Source organism: Arsenicicoccus bolidensis DSM 15745 (assembly GCF_000426385.1).
GTDB lineage: Bacteria > Actinomycetota > Actinomycetes > Actinomycetales > Dermatophilaceae > Arsenicicoccus > Arsenicicoccus bolidensis.
Map to the genome: position 1 here is coordinate 52,311 of NZ_AUFG01000006.1, position 18,439 is coordinate 70,749.

Below are 18,439 nucleotides of genomic sequence, written 5' to 3' on the forward strand. Positions count from 1 at the left end.
TGCGTGGTTGATCCTCTGGTGAATGGAGCCACCCCATGCCGGCCCCCCTCCCCCTGGCCCGACGGTCGCGCATCGTCGCCGCCGGCGCCCTCGCCCTGCTGGTCACCGCCCCCGCGGCGGCCGCGAGCACGTCGGCCACGAACCCGTCGGCGGCGAGCCCGTCCGCCACGCCCACCGCGACCGCGCAGGGCACGGCGCCCACGAGGGCCACGGGCCCCGCCAAGAGCACCGCGAGGGGCCACTTCATCGTCACGCTCAAGGCACCCCCGGCCGCCGTGGCACCCCGGACCAAGGCACCGAAGGGCGGCCGCTTCCAGTCGACGAGCGCCGCCGTCCGCGACCACCGCGCGAGCCTCGAGACGACGCAGCGCGCCGTGGCCGCCCGCCGCTCGGTCGCGATCGAGCGGCAGTTCACCGTGGCCACCAACGGGTTCAGCGCCCGCCTGGACGCCGGGCAGGTCGCCGCCCTGCGGTCGGACCCCGAGGTCGCCGCCGTCGATCCCGTGCAGCGCCGGCGCCCCACCGTCTACCAGACCCCTGACGCGCTCGGCCTGACGGGCACGTCCGGCGTGTGGGCCCGGGTCGGCGCCGGGTCCACTCCCCCGACGAGCGCCGCGACGGCCGGCCGGGGCGTCGTCGTCGGCGTGCTCGACACGGGGGTGTGGCCCGAGAACGCCAGCTTCACGGGACCGGCGCTCGGGACGGCGACCACGAGCACGGTGGGATCGGCATACAGCCTGGACCGCGGGGCCACGACGACGCTGACCAAGGCCGACGGCGGGACCTTCCGCGGGAGCTGCACGGGCGCGGTGGGCAGCAACCCGGTCGAGGTCTGGACCTCGGCCCTGTGCAACCAGAAGCTCGTGTCCGCCCGCGCCTTCCCGACCGGCGACCCGGACTGGCGCAAGACGTCCCCGAGCGCCGGCAACCCGGACTACTGGTCCCCCCGCGACAACGACGGTCACGGCACCCACACGGCCTCGACCGCCGCCGGTCGCGAGGTCGACATGGGCGGGGCCTGGGGTCGCAGCGCAGGGATCGCGCCCGGTGCCGCCGTCGCGGCCTACAAGGTGTGCTGGGACTTCGACGGCGTCGACCAGGACCGCGACGGGATCAACGACAACTACTGCCTCGACGACTCCGTCGTGGCCGCCGTCGACCAGGCCGTGCTCGACGGGGTGGACGTGCTCAACTACTCGATCTCGGGGTCCTCGGACCGTGTGACCGATCCCGTGTCGCTGGCCTTCCAGCGCGCCGACGCGGCGGGCGTCGCCGTCGTGGCGGCCGGGAGCAACGACGGGCCCAGGGCCGGCACCGTGGACCATGTCGCGCCGTGGGTGACGACCGTGGCCGCCGCCAGCCACACCTCGCCGATGGCGGTGGCGGACTTCTCGGGTCGCGGCCCGACGTCGGCGTCGGGCTCGGGCATCATCAAGCCCGACCTGGCCGCGCCCGGCGTCGGCATCGTGGCCGGGTCGGTCCCATGGCGGGCCGGCTGGTCGACCACCGCGCCCTCGGTCTACGAGAACATGTCGGGCACGTCCATGGCGAGCCCCCACGTCGCCGGCCTGACCGCGCTGCTCGAGGCGCGCCATGCGCGGGAAGCAGCATGGACGCCGAGCGCCATACGGTCCGCGCTCATGATGACCAGCGTCGACACGACCACGACCGACCCGTTCGCCCAGGGGGCGGGGTATGTCGCCCCGGCCGCCGCCCTCGACCCGGGCCTGCTGCTCGACGCGACGCCGGAGGACATGGCGAGGTTCGCGCAGGGCCAGGGCGTCGACACCGGCCGGACGCCGCTCGACCCCACCGACCTCAACCTCGCCTCGATCGCCGTGCCGCTGCAGGGCGGTGACGTGCGGGTGACGCGGCGGTTCACCGCGACCCGGAGCGGCACCTGGTCGGTCCGCGCCTCCCTCCCGGGGTATGTCGTGACCGCGCCCGCCAGCATCACCGCCACCGCAGGGTCGCCCGTCACGCTGTCGCTGGTCCTGCGACCGTCGACCGCGACCAACGGCGCCTGGGCCAAGGGGCGGGTCATGCTGACGCCCACCGCCGGTGGCTCGACGCTGCACCTGCCGATCGTGTCGCGGTCCGGGTTCTCCCAGCCGGGAGAGCTGTCGGCGACCGGACGCTCCGGTCGCCGACCCATCCGGGTGGCGAGCCCCACGTCCGGCCGGTTCACGCCCGTGACGGGGCTGGCGGCCGGACGCCGTGACCCGGGCACGGTGAGCCAGGGCGGCACGTGGGCCACCCCGTCCCTGACGGTGGCTGCCGGGTCGCCCCTGCTGCGGGGAGACCTCGTCGCCGCGAACGGCGCCGACGACCTGGACCTCTACCTCCAGCGGCTGGACGGCAGCACCTGGACCACGGTCGGGGCCGCGGAGACCGAGTCGGGCGACGAGACGCTGGACGTCGGCAGCCCGGCGGCCGGGACCTACCGGTTCGTCGTGCAGGGGTATGCCGTCACCGGGACCGCCTCGTTCACGCTCGAGAGCTTTGCGGTGCAGAGCGGCCGCGACGCGATGTTCACGGTCAACCCGCGCACGTCGCTGCTGACCAGCGGCGCGACCGCCACGCCCTGGCTGGTGTGGCAGGGCCTGGAGCCGAGCCGGGTCTACCTGGGCTACGTGCGCTACCCGACGTCGGCGCGAGCGACGCTGCTGCGCATCGCCACCTGACCTCGGGCGCGGTGGCCGCGGGCGAAGTCGGGCGGATGTGCCTACCTCAGGTCGTCACATCCGCCTGGCGTGCCAAGTCGGGCGGACGTGACTACCTGAGGTAGGTGCGGGGCAGGTGGGTGCGCGGCGCCATGCGCGGACCGCGGCGCGGGCGCACCTGGCCGCTCAGCTCGAGCAGCCGCGTGACGCGGAACCGGTGCCCCCGATAGGGCTCGAGCAGCTCCGCCATGCCCTGGTCGTCGGTCTCGCGGCCGACCAGCGCCCACCCGACGTTGCGCGCCACGTGGTAGTCCCCGAAGCTCACCGCGTCGGCGTCGCCGAGGGCCCGCTGCCGCACCTCGGCGGCCGTCCACACCCCGATGCCCGGTATGGCGAGGAGCCGCCGGTGGGCCTCGCGCGGGTCGAGGTCGACGCACTCCTCCAGGCGCGGAGCCACCGCCAGCGCCCGCTGGATGGTCGCCGAGCGAGCCCCGTCGACGCCGGCCTGCAGCCAGGCCCAGGACGGCACCTGGCGCCACACCTGCACCGACGGGGCGACCGTCAGGCCGAGACCCTCACCGGGGCCCGGCGCGGGCTCGCCATACGTCCGCACGAGGCGGCGATAGCCGCCGAAGGCCTCCTGTCCTGTGACCTTCTGCTCGATGACGGCCGGGACCAGGGCCTCGACGACGAGGCCGGTCCGCGCGATCCGGAAGCCCGGGTGGCGGCGGTGGGCGTCGCGCACCACGTCGTGGACGGGCACCAGCCCGGTCGCGTCGTCGTGCTCCCCCACCAGCCCCGGCAGGTGCTCCAGGGACCACGCGGCCCCCGAGCCCCAGGCCTCGCCCACCACCTCGTCGCCCTGGCGCTCGAGGTGGATCGTCACCGAGCCGTCGGGGGTGCGCATCGCCCGCCACCACCCACCCGTGGCCGTGCGGCGTCCGGTCGGGTCGCCACCGCCCCGCTGGAGGGTGGCCAGGGTCGACCGGAGGTCCAGCGGACGGTCGAGCCGGATCCGGCGCACTCAGCGTCGCCGCAGCGTCAGCCGGGCCAGGGCGTAGGCGCTGCCGTCGGTGCGCTCCTGCTCGTCGTCACGCGCGCCACGGACGGCGGCGGTGAGGCGCCGCCCCACCTCGCCGTCGAGGTCGCCGACGAGTCGGAGACCCCACCCGTCGGCGCGGGCCTCGAGGGCCCGCAGGTCGGCGCGCCCCAAGGCTCCCTCGGCGTCCGCGTCGCCGACGGGCACGGTCACCACGACGACCCCGCCCGGACGCAGCACGACCCCGGCCAGCTCGAGCACGGCGTCGACGTCGTCCGCCACCGCGCCGGCCGGGTGCAGGCGGGCCAGCAGGTCGACGCTCCCCCGCTCGTGCGGGACCTCGCGCGACACGGCGAAACCCAGCGCGCGGCACCACCGCGACAGCGGCGACCAGCGACCTCCGAGATCGACGACCTGGCTGCGGTGCGTGCCGTCGTCGACGAGGCGCAGCAGCGCGGCGAGGGCACCCATCGCCGCCCACGCGTTGACCTCGTCGAGGACCATCGGGAGCCCCAGGTCGTCGGCCGCCTCGCGGTGCTCCTCGGCCTCGGCGTAGGACGCGAGCACGTCGGTCGGCAGCACCCACTCGGGCAGGTCGCCGGCCGCGCCGAGCCGCGCCCGCACGCCCCAGCGCGAGCTCGCGTGCAGCCGTCGAGCGGCGTCCGTGGCGATCGCCGCCCCGGCGGTGACGCCCGCGACCCGCCCCAGCGTCCTCGCCACCTGGCCCAGCGCCATCCGTGATCCTCCGTCGTCCTCGAGATCGGCTCCCGCCAGCCTAGTAGGTCCGCTCGCTAGGCTGGGCCGATGCCGACCCTGCGCGAGCTCCTCCCCGCCCTGCAGTCCCGCGACGTCAGCCAGCCGGCGATCACGTGCTACGACCGCACAGGGGGCGCGACGCACGGCGAGCGGATCGAGCTGAGCGGGCGGGTGCTGCTCACCTGGGCCAGCAAGGCCGGCAACGCGCTGCAGGACGAGTGGTCCCTCGAGCCCGGCAGCACCGTGGGCCTGGCCCTGCCCGCGCACTGGCGGGCGGGCTACTGGGCGCTGGCGACCTGGTGGGCCGGGGCGACGCTGGTGACGGGGGCCGAGGCGCTCGAGGCCGACCTGCTCGTCACCGACGACCCGACGCTCGCCGCCGAGGCGCCGGGCGACGCCGTGCTCGTCACGCTCGCGGGCCTGGCCCGGTCCCACCCCGGCCCCGTGCCCGCCGGGGTGATGGACGAGGCCCGCGAGCTCGCGACCTACGGGGACCGGTTCGACGCCCTCGACTCCCCCGGGCCCGGCGCCGTCGCCTGGCGCCGGAGCGACGGGACCAGGCTGTATGACGACCCGCTGCGAGCCGACGACCGCCGCACCTGCCTGGTGGTGGGCGAGGAGGCGGTCCGTCATACGGCCGACCTCGAGGACGCGCTCGACCGGATGGTCCGCGGGTGGTCCGGCGACGGCAGCCTCGTGCTGGTCCGCACGGGGGCGCCCGGCTCCGGCGGCCCCGGCGACCCCGGCGTTGCCGGTGACGGTCTCGCCGGGGTCGCCGGGATCGACGGGATCGACGGGATCGACGGGATCGTCGAGGCCGAGCGCGCCGAGCTCGTGCGGGGACCGGCCTGAGCGGTCGCCGGGGGCGGCTACCTGCGGTGTTAGCGAGGTAGTCACTCGCCCGTCGACGGGCTAGTCACGGGCGCTCATGCCCTGTTTGCCCGATCGGGCCAGGGTGCGTGGTGGGGGGAGGCTGAACACGCCCCAACTGTCACAAGTGCCCCATCAACCTCACAAGACACACGCGTGTAATTAGTCCAAAAAGGGCGACATCGGCGCCAAAGGTTCCGCGACGACGTCTACCTGTGATCACATACGGACAGTAACGAGACGGTCACCCTGCGTGATTTGATCGTTCTGGGGCGAACTAGCCATCCAGCTCGACACCGCTCGAGAAGAGTCCTGGGCCAGCCCCCGCCGAGGACCTGGGAGACCCATGCGCATCACACCTACGTCGCGACGCGCCGCCGCCGTCGCCGCCGTGTCCGCCGCCGTCATCGCCGGCTCGGGCGCTCCTGCGTCCGCGGCCGAGTACTACAGCCGGCCCGCCGACGGCACCCTGGAGATCACCGGCCGGGGCTTCGGCCACGGCCGTGGCATGTCCCAGTACGGCGCCATGAACGCCGCCAGGCAGGGCCGTTCGTGGCAGCAGATCGTCAGCCACTACTACCCGGGCGCCACGCAGACCCGGCTGGCCGACCCCAGCATCCGCGTGGGCGTGGCCGGTCGCCTCGGCAACGCCGCCCGCGTCGCTGCCGAGCCCGGACTGGTCGCCGACGACGGCCGCGGCCAGGTCGTGCGCCTGTCCCTGGTCGACGGCACGGTCCCCGTGCGGTCCTGGCAGGTCGACCGCCCTGCGTCAGGGGGCACCACGACGACCGCGACCCTGTGGTTCACGACCTCCGCCGGCCAGCGCAAGGCCCTGCGGTCGACCTCCTCCGGCCGGTGGACGATCCGGGCGACGGACGGCACCGTCACCGCGGTCGGCTCCACCGGCGCGCCGGTCGCGACCTACCTCGGCAGCCTCACGGGCATCCGCTCCGGCACGACCATCTCCCCCGTCGTCACGACCACCCTCGAGAGCTACGTGCGCCAGGTCGTGCCCTTCGAGAGCCCCGGCAGCTGGCCGGTGCAGGCGCTCGCCGCGCAGTCCGTCGCGGCCCGCTCCTACGCCGCGAGCTGGCTGCGCAAGCCCCGCACCTCGACCTACGACATCTGCGACACCGCCGCGTGCCAGGTGTTCGGCGGGATCACCAGCGAGACCACCAACTCGCGCACCGCCGTCGCGGCCAGCAAGGGCATCATCCTCACCCGGGCCGGCATCCCCGCCCACACCGAGTTCGGATCCTCCAACGGTGGCCAGACGGTGTACGGCAACGTGTCCTACCTGCCCGCCCAGGCCGACCCCTACGAGACCGGCCTCGCCCCCACCACCAACACCTGGGGCGTCTCCGTCCCCGTGAGCAAGCTCGAGCGGGCCTACCCCGCCATCGGGTCCTTCCAGCGGATGACCGTGCTCGCGCGAGACGGCAAGGGCCTGTGGGGCGGTCGCGTCCTCATGGTCCGGCTGCAGGGCACCCGCGGCTCCGTCGACGTCTCCGGCGAGCGCCTGCGCAGCGTCGTCGGCGGCACCGCCCTGCGCTCCACCTACTTCAAGCCCGTCAGCTCCCTGTGACCCGTCCGTCTCGACACCCTGGAGACCCCCTCGTGAAGACCTCCCGCACCACCCTCGTCAAGGGCACCACGCTGCTCTCCGCCACCCTCGGCCTGAGCTTCGGCTTCGTCGCCCTGCCGTCCGTCGCCGTGCAGGCTCCGGTCCCCTCCGCGGTGCCGGCCAAGAACGGCCCGATCACCCCGGACGTCAAGAAGCACGCCCTCGCCGACAAGGTCCGCACCACGGTCCAGCAGGCCGGGCCCCAGACCAAGGTCGTCCAGGACGCCTCGCTGCCCAAGGATGCCGCGGGCAAGCCGGTCGCCACCCCGGGCAAGGGCACCGTGGACCCCGCGCTCGAGGCCGGAGCCACCACCGACACGGTCGTGGACCTCCCCGCCACCGGCAACCTGGTCGGCGTCACCTGGCCGGGCACCACCACCATGGCGGCCAAGGCCACCGTCGCCGTCCGTGCCCAGACCGCCAAGGGCTGGCAGGAGTGGCAGGAGCTGGCCATCGACGCCGTCAAGGAGCAGACGACGGGCAAGGTCACGAAGTACGGCACCGAGCCCATCTGGGTCGATGGCGCCACCCGGGTCCAGGTGCGCGTCGCCGCGTCCGCCAAGGACCTGCTCAAGACCGCGTCCCTCGCGGCCGTCACCTCCCGCGAGACGGCGGCGGACGCGCAGCTCACCCCCACCGCCGTGGCGGGTGCCGCGAACGCGGCATACGTGCCGTCCGTGATCTCCCGCGCCGGCTGGGGCGCCAACGAGTCTCTGCGCAAGGGCTGCGTGCCCTCGGTCCGCGAGACGTCCAAGGTCGTCGTGGTGCACCACACCGCGGGGCAGAACAGCTACACCAAGGCGCAGTCGGCGTCGATCATCCGCGGCATCTACGCCTACGACACCGGCGGCCTGGGCTGGTGCGACGTGGCCTACAACATGATCGTCGACAAGTACGGCCAGAAGTTCGAGGGCCGCTTCGGCGGACTGAGCCGCCCCGTCAAGGGCGCCCACGCCGACTCGTTCAACAACTACACCTTCGGCATCTCGATCCTCGGCAACTACGACACCACCCGGGTCCCCGAGGCCGGCATGTCGGCGCTCAAGCAGGGCATCGCCATGCGCCTCTCGCAGTTCTACATCGCGCCGTACGGCAGCACGACGCTGTACTCCGAGTACAACGGCACCACGTCCAGGTACGCCAAGGGCAGCGCCTACTACGCCAAGAACATCGCCGCGCACCGCGAGTCCAGCAACACCGCGTGCCCCGGCCGCTACCTCTACCCGCGCATGGACGAGCTGCGAGCCGGCGCCGCCGCCCTCGCCGGCTGGAACGGCTCGGGCTTCAACAGCCCGATCTACAAGCGGTATGTCGGGCTTGGGGGCATGAACTCCCTGGGTCGAGTTGCCATCGGAGAGAGCACTGTGTCCAACGGCCTACTCAAGACCGTCTTCACCGGTGGCAAGCGGATCTACTCCGGTCCTGGTGGAACGCGTGTGCTCGGGTCCGGCATGGAGAACACGTGGGGCAGGTACGGCAGTATCAATCACGGCTACCCTGCCAGCGACGAACTCACCGCCGTAGATGGCACCTACATGACGACAACCAGAGGCAAGGTCATCTCCTGGAACCGCGGTAATGGGGGGGTCCTCAGCGGGAGCTACCTGCAGGTCTGGCTCAAGGGCGGTGGCTCGCGAAACGCAACGCTAGGGGCCGCTGCCGGCCCGGTGGGAGCGGTGCGGGGCGGGACGGCCCAGGCGTTCACCCGTGGCTCGGTCTACACGATCCCGGGCACCTCGGGCTACCCCGTGGCCGGGGGGATGCGCAGCGCCTACAACTCCGTGGGCTCGAGCAACTCCAGGCTGGGATTGCCCACGTCGGGTGAGAAGCGCTTGGCCAACGGCATCGTGCGCCAGAACTTCCAGGGCGGCTACATCACGTTGGTGAGTGGTCAGGGTGCGAGCATCCGCGTCTACTGAAGGGCATAGCCGCTAGCTTCGCTCGCGGCCATGGGTGGGGGCGAGACGAGCGATGTCTCGCCCCCACCTCCGGTGAATCCATCCAGCCCCGCAGAAGTCACGCAGGGGATCGACAAGGCGAGGTTGTCCCCGTCGCTCGTCATCCGCGGCCACACCCCGTCACGCGATAGATGGCGACCGAGTCCTCATGGGCCACTCGGGTCAGGCCACGCACATTCTGCAGGTCCATCAGTCCGGGGTAGGTGCGTGTACGGCGGTCCCAGGGTTGGAAGTAGTCCTTGTCCTCGGTCGCGTAGCCCACGTTCAGTCGGCGAACCGCAGCACAGACGGCCGGGTCCGAATCAAGCTGGTTGAACCGCTCCTTGAGCAGGGTACGGTCTGCGTCAAGCGTCGTGACGAGGTGCCCGAATACCGGTTCACGCCCACTGGCGGCGCCCGCTAGGGATGCACCGTTCCACGGATTTCCTACGACCTTGGCGGCGTCCTGAGGCCCGTTGCGAACGAGGTTCTCGGCATACAGACGCTGCTCGGCAGGATCCAGCAGAATCTCCTCGGGGCTGGCTGGTCGGTAGGACTTCGCCAGAGTGATGTAGGGGCCGAAGGGCGACAGGTTGCCCGGCGTCAGAGACACCAACGCAGCGACGGTGACACCGAGGGCGCCCCATCGAGGCAACGACGCGCTAACCCGGCGGCCCCGGACGAGCCGGCAACCTCCGGCGCGCAACCGGTCGAACGCCTCGACCAGGGCCAGCGCTGCGAGAGGGACGGCCGTGATCGCCAGCATGGCCGCCAGTCGGAACCTGTCGTTGTACCAGAACATCGTCAGATCGCTGGAGAGCTGGTCGTCGCTACCGGCCGCCTGCACGTAGAGGTACACGAGAGCTGCATGCGTCACGACCAGCCACCGACCCTGACGGCGGCGCAGGCTGAGACCGGCCCCAGCCAGGACTAGGCCTCCAACCAGCCAAGCCGCCGGGGAGAACTCCGTGCTGAGGGCGATCGCCTCGCCGAACGCTTGCTCCAGGGTGCGCGTGGCGGGCCAGTCGAAGGACCGGACCGGTTTGAGCAGCGGATCGTCCAGGATGCCCGGCCAGAACCACTTGACCGCGCCGGCCACCACTGCCACCAGTGCCAGGGAACCCCACCGCCTGCCGCCACCCTGCGGCCACGACTGCAGGACGAGCTTGGCCAGGGCAGCTGTCCCCATGGGGACGGCAAACGCCATCACGGAGAACACCGACCCCGGGTGTGCGTAGGCCAGACCGATCGCCGACACCAGGCCCAGGACCGTCGCCCTCCCCCGTCCGACCCCCGGCACGCGGACGAGCCCGAGAACCACCGCAACCAGCGCGACTACGGCGGGCACCACGGCCAACCCCAGACTGTTGGGCCACAACACGCCGAAGGACAGCGGTAGATACGGGAACACCGCGAGGGTGGCTGCCGCCAGCCCCGCCGGAATCAGTACCTGGATCCGCGATCCAAGTACCGCACTGGTGAGGAAGAGCACGCTGACCGGCCAGGCCACCGCCGCGATCACCAGCGCCAGAACGTTTGCGGCCACAAAGGGCGTGGCACCGGTCAGCAAGACCAGCAGCGAGCCGATCGCGTGGAACAGTGGCGGATAGAACGGCACCGGCGTGGTGCTGACAGCGGTGGACGACACCATAGTCGGCGAGGCGTCGCGGTGCTCGGCCACTCGTTCGATGGCATTCAGGTGAAAGACCGCGTCGAGGTTTTGCGGCATCGACGAGACGTCCCCGATGGCGTGGACAGTGATCGCCGCCATCCACGCGCTCGTCGCGATGACCGCGATCGTGTAGGCCCCGGTGGGTAGCAACCTCCGCCACCTGGACGCTCGGTTGACTCTCGTCGCACCCCCTTCACGACGACGCCGCCGGTCCAGGACCCTGGGGGCCAGCCCGACGACGGCCCCCAGGGCCGTCAGAACCAGGGTGCCGACCAGGACCGGCACCAGACCCCATGCGAGGGCGAGCCGGGTGTGCAGAAGGACGCCGAGGGCGACGGCTGTCAGCGAGAGCAGAGGAGCCAGCCCCCAAAGAGCGTCACGCCGCAACCCGGCCGCGAGGCCGGCGATGAGTCCTGGGACCGTCAACACGAGACCAGCCGTAACAACGGACGACAGGAAGGGAAACCAGGTCATCGTGCGCCCCCGCGGAGGTGCTCGACGGCGCTGACGATCGACCCGTCGTGCACCACGTGGCCGCGCTCCAGGACGACTCCCCGGTCACAGACGCGCTGCACCATGTCGAGGTCGTGGGTCACGACCACCAGGGTCTGTCCCTGCGCCTTGAGCTCGGAGACGCGCTCGAGGCACTTGCGCTGGAAGGGCTCGTCGCCCACGGCGAGGATCTCGTCGATGAGGAAGATGTCGGGCTCCGAGTGAGCGGCGACCGCGAACGCCAGGCGCAGGAACATGCCGGAGGAGTAGAACTTCACCTCGGTGTCGATGAACTTCTCGATCTCGCTGAACGCCACGATGGCGTCGAACTTGGTGTCGATCTCCGCCTCGGACATGCCGAGGATCGAGCCGTTGAGATAGACGTTCTCGCGGCCGGTGAGGTCAGGGTGGAAGCCCGCGCCCACCTCGATCAGCCCGGCGATCCGACCCCGGATCCCGACGGTGCCCCGGTCGGGCAGCATGACGCCCGACAGCAGCTTGAGCAGCGTGGACTTGCCGGAACCGTTGAAGCCCAGGAGCCCGACGGACTCGCCGCGCTCGATCTGCAGGGTGATGTCCTCGAGAGCCAGGAAGGTCTCGGACAGCTCGCCCTGGCGGCCCCGCACGGTCCACATGGCCCACTCCTTGAGGGAGTGGGAGTGGCGCAGGGTGAACCTCTTGTCGACGTGGTCGACGCGGACCACGGTCAGGTCGGCACGGGTGTCGGTCACGATCACAGCTCCTGGGCGAAGCGGCCCTCGAGCCGGCGGAAGACGAGCTGACCGAGCAGCAGGACGAAGGACGACAGGGCCAGGCCGAGCACGCTCCACCACACCCAGTGGGGAGGCATCAGCGCGGCGGCGTCCTGCCCGGCGGGCACGACGCCGGACGTGGGGATCCAGAAGGCGTAGTGCGCCAGCTCGACCGCAGCCGTGAGGGGGTTGGCCTGGTAGATCGTCCACGCCCACCCCGGGACCTCGTCGTGCACCTTCTGCCAGGTGTAGAGCACCGGAGACAGCCACGTGGCGACCATGACGATCAGGTCGACGAAGTTCTCGGCGTCACGGAACAGGACGTTCATCGACCCGAACAGCAGGCCCATCCCGAGCGCGAGGACGCCGACGATGGTCACGCAGCCCAGGCCGGCCAGCAGGTTGAGCGGCCCGGGACGCCACCCGGCGATCAGCGCCCCGACCAGCAGCACCAGCAGCTGCGGGACGAAGTGCACGAAGGCCACCCACACGCTCGCGACCGGGAACAGCTCGCGCGGCAGGTAGATCTTCTTGACCAGGTCGGCGTTCCAGACGATGGACTTCGTGGTGTTGCCGAAGACCTCGTTGAAGAAGTTGACCATGACGATCCCGCCGAACATGTAGATCACGTAGTTCGGGATCGACTCCTCCAGCCGGAGGAACTTGCCGAGCGCGAGGTAGAACACCACGATCTGCACGGCCGGCTTGACATAGCTCCACAGCAGCCCGAGCGCCGAGCCGCGGTAGCGCACGCGGAGCTCCTTGCGGACGAGGAGCCGGAGCAGGAACCGCCACTTCGGGATCTCCAGGAGCCCGGCGCTGTGGCCGGGCTCTCGGAAGGGTTGAGCGGTGATCGTCGAGGGGTTGTCCACGGAGCGCTGCTCGTCCCTACTGCTCGGTGCCGCGGTCTCGCGGCTCGATGCCGAAGGTCCGCTCCCACGCCTCGAAGGACGTGATGCGCGGCAGCGCCTCCTGGTACTCCTTACGCAGCCGAGGGAACTCGGCGAGGATGCGGGCGTGGTTGGTGGCCGACTCCCGCAGCATCGAGCGCACCAGCTCGGGCTTGCGCCGGTACCACGCGATCCCGGTGCCCTCGGCGTTGGTGACCAGCGCGCTGTCGTACTGGGCGACGTTCCACCACTTGTTGTCCTTGTGGGCGATCAGCGTCTGCGGGTTCTCCTGGGCGCCCTCGCGCAGCGGCAGGACCTGGCGCGCCAGGGCCTTGCCGCCCTCGAGCACGAGTCGTCCGACCGGCGGGGTCTTCCACTTGCGCGGGCGACGCGGCTTGGGCGACCTGACCTGGGGGAACTCGTCCACCTCGGGGCGCAGCACGCTGTCGTCGTGCGCCGTCATACGGGCACGCAGCTCGGGCAGCCTCTTGGGGAGGATGTCGTGGAGGGCGTCCGGTCCCGCGAGCAGGTCGCGCTGCGCCTGCAGGCGCCCCTCGACCGTGTAGTACTGCATGGACACGAGGTGCTTGACGTCGTCCATCTCGGCCCGCCGCACCAGCTCGCCGCCGTAGGGGTAGGGGCTGTGCAGCAGCCCGGAGATGAGGCGGTTGCGGGTGTGGAAGTAGGCCTGCCACCCCACCAGGTCGTCCTTGTCGATCCAGGAGACGTGCCAGCAGGCCGCCCCCGGCAGCGAGACCGTGTGGTAGCCGGCCGCCTTGGCGCGCAGGCCGTACTCGGCGTCGTCCCACTTGATGAAGACGGGCAGGGACAGCCCGATCTCGCGGATGACCTGGGTGGGGATGAGGCACATCCACCAGCCGTTGTAGTCGACGTCGACGCGCTGGTGCATCCACGGCGTCTTGCGCAGCGGGGTGCGCGCGAAGTCGTGGCCGAGGTACTGGTCGGGTCCCGGCAGCGTGGGCTGCCAGCGGTAGGGGTCGATGATCTCGCCGAAGGTGTGCAGCACCGACTTGTTGAGCAGGTCGAACATGTGGCCACCCACCAGGGTGGGCTTGCGGCACAGGTCGGCGAAGGTGGTGATGCGGATGATCGACTCGGGCTCGAGCTGGATGTCGTCGTCGAGCATGACGACGTAGTCGCTCTTGCCGCCCACCGCGGCTTCGTACTGGTTGCGGGCGAAACCGCCGGACCCACCGAGGTTGTCCTGCCGGATGACGCGCAGCTGCTCGCCCATGCGCTCGGCCAGGCCCGGGAAGTCGGGCTCGTCCTCGACCAGCTTGTTGCCCTGGTCGACGATGATCAGCTCGTCGAGGACGGCGCGCAGGTCGTCGTCCTCGGCGACGACGCCGATGTTGCGGACGCAGTAGTCCGAACGGTTGAAGGTGGTGACGCCGAGGGTGACGGTGCCGTAGGGGCGGTCGTTCTCCGCCACGGACCAGTCGGCACCGTCGAGCACCATGCCGTCGATGCCCGAGACCAGGTCGAACCAGTACCAGCCCCCGTCCCCGAAGGTCGTGAACGGGAGGTCGAACGTGGACGTGGCCTCACCGTCCACCCGCACGGAGTCCACGCGCTGCTGGTTGCCGCGCGCGTTGGAGCGGTAGACGATCACCGCGCCCTCGCCTCGCGTGCGGACCGTCAGGCGGGTCTCGCTCGCGACCGTCCACCGTCGCCAGTAGGACGCTGGGAAGGCGTTGAAGTAGGACCCCATGGACAGTCGTCGACCCGGGCGGACCCGCACGCTGTGCCGTCCCAGGACGTCGTCCGGGTGGACCTCCTCCTGGCTGGCTCCCTTCGGCAGGTCGATGTAGAGGTTGAGGGTGTCCAGGTCGCCGTCGTACGGGAAGATGACGCGCATCGCCGTGCGGCGCCCCTCACCGGCCAGGTCGTCGACGGGACGGCGACCTCGCGTCGGACGTCGGGTCGTCATGGTGGTCCCAGCCTCGCTCATGCGTCCACTCCTCCACTGACCAGCGCCTCGCCCTGCTCGAAGTGCGGGGCAAGCTTGTTGTCGACCATGCTCAGCGCGGCGCCGATGGCCATGTGCATGTCGAAGTACTTGTAGGTGCCGAGGCGGCCTCCGAACAGGACCCCCTGCTCCGCGCGCCCCAGGTCGCGGTAGGCCAGCAGCTGCTGGCGGTCCTCGGGCGTGTTGACCGGGTAGTAGGGCTCGTCGCTGTCGCCGGCGAAGCGGGAGTACTCGCGGTGGATGATCGTCTTGTCCTTGGCCATGTCCCGCTCGGGGTGGAAGTGCCGGAACTCCAGGATGCGGGTGAAGGGCACGTCGGCGTCGGGGTAGTTCATGACCGGGCAGCCCTGGAAGTCGCCCACGTCGAGGCGCTGCTCCTCCAGGTCGATGGTCCGCCAGCCGAGGCGGCCTGCCTGGTAGTCGAAGTAGCGGTCCACGGGGCCGGTGTAGACGACCGGAACGTTGCCCACGACGTTGCCCCGGGACAGCTCCTGGCCCTCGTCGAAGAAGTCCGTCTCGAGGCGGACCTCGATGTTGGGGTGGTCGGCCATGGTCTGCAGCCAGTGGGTGTAGCCGCGGGTCGGCAGGCCCTCGTAGGTGTCGTTGAAGTAGCGGTTGTCGTAGGTGAACCGCACGGGCAACCGGCTGATGATGTCGGCCGACAGCTTCTCGGGGTCGGTCTGCCACTGCTTGGCGGTGTAGTGCGCGATGAACGCCTCGTAGAGCGGGCGCCCGATGAGGGACACGCCCTTCTCGACGAAGTTCTCGGGCTCCTTGTCCCCCAGCTCCGCGGACTGCTCGCGGATCAGCGCGCGCGCCTCGTCCGGCGAGTAGGACGAGCGGAAGAACTGGTTGATCGTGCCGAGGTTGATCGGCATGGGGTAGACCTCGCCGCCGTGGCTGGTGTACACGCGGTGCTGGTAGCCCGTGAAGGACGTGAACCGGTTGACGTAGTCCCACACCCGCTCGTTGGACGTGTGGAACAGGTGCGCGCCGTACTTGTGCACCTCGATCCCCGTCTCGGGGTCGATCTCGCTGTAGGCGTTGCCCCCCACGTGGTGGCGCCGGTCGAGGACCAGGACCTTGCGGTCGAAGCGCTCCGCCACCTGCTGGGCGACGGTCAGCCCGAAGAGGCCGGCGCCGACGACGACGAGATCTGGGTTCACGCGATACTCCCAAGAGGTGTGCTGCCAGGTGTCGGTTCACCCTACTTCACCCCTTCCCGTCGGCTCGGCGGCCGCCGGTCGCGTGTCCGAGGTGAACGACTGGCTGCCCTCGTGGTTGCCTTGCGCCATGAGTTCGACGGCCGCGAACGGCAGCAGCAGGGCGATCCTCGGACGCGGCATGATCTACACGATCGGCACGGCTGCGCCGATCCTGGCAAACGCCCTCGTCACGCCTGCGGTGACTCGTGCGGTGGGAAGCGTTGAGTTCGGTCGCGTCTCGCTCCTCATCCAGCTCATCCAGGTCACCATGCTCGTCTGCAGCCTTGGGCTCGCAGCCGCCATCACCCGTCACGGTCTGATCGAGGCGTCGGGGGTCCCCGGCGCCTCGGCCCTGACGCTGCGAGCCTCAGGGATCGCGGCCGTCCTCTGCCTGATGGGCGCCTTCGGCTCCCCTGCACTGGACCTTGTCGTGGGGGTTGACGATCCCTGGTTGGTAGCGCTGGGGTGCGTTGCCGCAGCGGGATTCGCCTGCATGGCCAACGCCCAGGCCTTCCTGCGTGTGGTCGACCGGCCGCTGCCCTTCGTGATGCTGGCACTCGTCGCGACCTTGGGCGGCCCCGTGATCGGCCTCGGCCTGGTGCTTCTCCACCAGGCCTCCGCGGTGGACTTCGTGAGCGGGCTCGCGGCCGGCTACGTGCTGGCGGGGGCTGTCGGTCTGGCCCTCACGCTCCGGGGTGCTCGTCCCCGCCCCCTTCCCGGCGACCTCGCCCGAGCCCTGCGGATCGGCGTCCCCACCGTGCCTCACGCGGTCGGCCTCTACCTCTCCACCGCCGTCCTCGTCTTCGTCGTCGCACACACGTTCGGCACCGCGGACGCGGGCCGAATGCAGCTCGCCATCCTGCTGGGATCGGCCCCGAGCGTCCTCACAACGGCTCTCAACAATGCCTGGGCGCCACTCGTCTACGCCGCCCCGAGGGGTGAGCGCGCGTCCCTGATCGAGGGCACGGGCCGCGACATCGCCCTGATCACCGCCGCTGCCTCGGGCTTCGTCGCCGCCGTCGCTCCCCTGGTGCTAGTAGTTCTGGCCGACGCGCGGTTCGATCCCGCCCCGATGACGCCGGCCGTCGCGTGGATGGCCCTCGGGGGCCTGATCTCCGTGGTCTACCTCGGCAGCGTCCACCTGGTTTTCGCCGAGGGGCGAAGCACCGGGCTGGCGATCGTCACACCGCTCAGCGTCGCGGTCGGGACGGCCGCGGCGGTGGCGCTGAGCCGTACCGGGGACGTGCCTCTGACCGCGGCGGGCATGACCGTGACCTATACGGCGCTCGCCATCGGCGCGTGGCTCCTCGCGCGCCGCGTGTCCCCGGAGCGGTGGCGGCCGACGACCATGGGTCCCGCCGTCGCGATCGGCTCCGCCCTCTGCCTAGCGGGCGCGCTCGCGCCGATCGACGGCCCGGAGGGCTGGCTCACCCGCACCGTCCTCGCGATCGGGTGCGTTGCCCTGGCCTGCGGCAGGTTCGTCCGCGTCATGCGGGGGTGAGCCCTCAGGACGCGAGTGGTGCGTCCCCTACGTGGAGTGGCTCGGGCAGGGGCTTCACCTGGGGCAGCCGCCGGGGCAGGCCTCGGGGAAGGTGGGAGAGCGGGTGGCGCAGCCACAGCATCGGGTCCGGTCGGCCCTTGCTTGCCACGAAGCCCTCGTCGCGCTTCCCCACCCCCACGACGTTGAGCGCCTTCTGCATCGGTGCGCGCAGCCAATAGTCGATCGCCGGGCCGGGGCTCGCCGGCCGGGTCCAGCCGAAGGCATCGCGGAGCTCGCGCGGCGGCAGGACGTGCTGGAAGCCGAGCTCGTCCCGCGCGATCGCCCGGACCGTGGCGTCGTGGGTGCTCGCCGCGTGGAACTCGGGCCACAGCTCCTCGATCCTCCGGATCGCCGCATCGCTCTCAAACGCGAAGGACAAGGGGTCGCCGTGCACCGCGACCTCCCGGCCGATGGACGCGGCATACAGGATCGACGTCATGAGCCGGTTGGACACCACACGACGGTGACCCAGGATCATCGCGAGGACGCGGGGCAAGAAATCGACATCGCCTCGGGCGCCCGCCGACACGAGCGTGTGACCGGCCGCGGTCCAGGCCTGGATCACCTCGGGGCGGCCGAGGTCCTCGACGTGCACCGAGATCGTGCACGGTCCCTCGGTCTCAGCGTAGTAGCGAGCCAGCGCCGCCTGGTCGCCGACCACGGCGTCGATGTGCGAGCCGTGCAGGGGGAAGACCAACGTGCCCTCGCCCGGGGAGGTCAGGTCGAGCGCGGTCTCGGCGACCAGGTAGGCCCACGGCGCCCCGACGGCCCGCGTTCGCCGCGACTCGTCCGCTGGGTCCCAGCCCCGAGCGTGGTGGGTCCACACGAACAGCTCGCGCCGCCCCGACGCCTCGACGAACGGGAAGTCCGCGAAGTGGGTGGCCATCGGCGACTCGACCGTCCACCCGTGCTGCAGCAGGCCCCGCACGTGTCGGGGGCGCGACAGCCCGGCATGACGAGCCATGACGGAGGCGTGGCCGTAGTGGTGGTTCTGGATGTCCACGAGGGT

The 18,439-nt window shown here is 71.3% G+C and carries 13 protein-coding genes; 5 read left to right on the top strand and 8 right to left on the bottom strand.

Annotated features, from left to right (window positions below):
* The first annotated feature begins 35 nt into the window (after positions 1 to 35).
* Complete coding sequence (locus K313_RS22110; protein WP_029210686.1) at positions 36 to 2,684, top strand: S8 family serine peptidase; 2,649 nt, start codon at positions 36 to 38, stop codon at positions 2,682 to 2,684.
* 91 nt (positions 2,685 to 2,775) lie between these two features.
* Here K313_RS22110 and K313_RS0105070 read toward each other — a convergent pair whose 3' ends face one another.
* Positions 2,776 to 3,570 (bottom strand): DNA-3-methyladenine glycosylase family protein, encoded by a 795-nt coding sequence (locus tag K313_RS0105070; RefSeq protein WP_240483936.1) that lies wholly within the window; start codon positions 3,568 to 3,570, stop codon positions 2,776 to 2,778.
* A 117-nt stretch (positions 3,571 to 3,687) separates the two neighbouring features.
* A complete protein-coding gene (locus K313_RS20115) occupies positions 3,688 to 4,437 on the bottom strand; it encodes a hypothetical protein (RefSeq protein WP_029210688.1) in 750 nt (249 codons plus the stop codon).
* Positions 4,438 to 4,506: 69 nt separating this feature from the next.
* Here K313_RS20115 and K313_RS0105080 point away from each other — a divergent pair, with 69 nt between their 5' ends.
* The 3 genes from K313_RS0105080 (at position 4,507) to K313_RS0105090 (ending at position 8,871) form a co-directional block, all read left to right on the top strand.
* Positions 4,507 to 5,310, top strand: coding sequence for a TIGR03089 family protein (locus tag K313_RS0105080; RefSeq protein ID WP_029210689.1), 804 nt, complete (start codon positions 4,507 to 4,509; stop codon positions 5,308 to 5,310).
* A gap of 364 nt (positions 5,311 to 5,674) precedes the next feature.
* Positions 5,675 to 6,913, top strand: a complete 1,239-nt coding sequence (locus tag K313_RS0105085) for a SpoIID/LytB domain-containing protein (protein ID WP_029210690.1) — start codon at positions 5,675 to 5,677, stop codon at positions 6,911 to 6,913.
* Positions 6,914 to 6,945: 32 nt separating this feature from the next.
* The gene (locus K313_RS0105090; RefSeq protein WP_029210691.1) at positions 6,946 to 8,871 is read left to right on the top strand and encodes an N-acetylmuramoyl-L-alanine amidase; all 1,926 of its coding nucleotides are present in this window, start codon (positions 6,946 to 6,948) and stop codon (positions 8,869 to 8,871) included.
* 139 nt (positions 8,872 to 9,010) lie between these two features.
* On the opposite strand, the gene K313_RS0105095 is transcribed toward K313_RS0105090, so the two are convergent.
* From K313_RS0105095 to glf, 5 genes are read right to left on the bottom strand one after another with little or no spacing between them, the layout of a single operon-like run.
* Complete coding sequence (locus tag K313_RS0105095) at positions 9,011 to 11,035, bottom strand: DUF6541 family protein (RefSeq protein ID WP_029210692.1); 2,025 nt, start codon at positions 11,033 to 11,035, stop codon at positions 9,011 to 9,013.
* On the bottom strand, positions 11,032 to 11,784 hold the full coding sequence (locus tag K313_RS0105100) for an ABC transporter ATP-binding protein (protein WP_240483937.1): 753 nt from the start codon (positions 11,782 to 11,784) through the stop codon (positions 11,032 to 11,034). Before K313_RS0105100 ends, K313_RS0105095 begins: the two co-directional genes overlap by 4 nt.
* A 2-nt stretch (positions 11,785 to 11,786) precedes the next feature.
* Positions 11,787 to 12,677, bottom strand: coding sequence for an ABC transporter permease (locus tag K313_RS0105105; RefSeq protein ID WP_029210694.1), 891 nt, complete (start codon positions 12,675 to 12,677; stop codon positions 11,787 to 11,789).
* A gap of 16 nt (positions 12,678 to 12,693) precedes the next feature.
* The gene (locus tag K313_RS0105110) at positions 12,694 to 14,667 is read right to left on the bottom strand and encodes a glycosyltransferase (RefSeq protein WP_029210695.1); all 1,974 of its coding nucleotides are present in this window, start codon (positions 14,665 to 14,667) and stop codon (positions 12,694 to 12,696) included.
* Positions 14,664 to 15,851 carry a UDP-galactopyranose mutase gene (glf, locus tag K313_RS0105115; RefSeq protein WP_029210696.1) on the bottom strand — a complete coding sequence of 396 codons (1,188 nt, stop codon included), beginning with the start codon at positions 15,849 to 15,851 and terminating at the stop codon, positions 14,664 to 14,666. The genes K313_RS0105110 and glf overlap by 4 nt, the downstream gene beginning before the upstream one ends.
* A gap of 127 nt (positions 15,852 to 15,978) precedes the next feature.
* Between glf and K313_RS0105120 the strand changes: the two genes are divergently transcribed.
* Positions 15,979 to 17,391, top strand: coding sequence for a lipopolysaccharide biosynthesis protein (locus K313_RS0105120; protein WP_029210697.1), 1,413 nt, complete (start codon positions 15,979 to 15,981; stop codon positions 17,389 to 17,391).
* 4 nt (positions 17,392 to 17,395) lie between these two features.
* Here the strand turns inward: K313_RS0105120 and K313_RS0105125 are convergent, their stop codons facing one another.
* Positions 17,396 to 18,433, bottom strand: a complete 1,038-nt coding sequence (locus K313_RS0105125) for a hypothetical protein (protein WP_029210698.1) — start codon at positions 18,431 to 18,433, stop codon at positions 17,396 to 17,398.
* Positions 18,434 to 18,439: the final 6 nt, after the last annotated feature.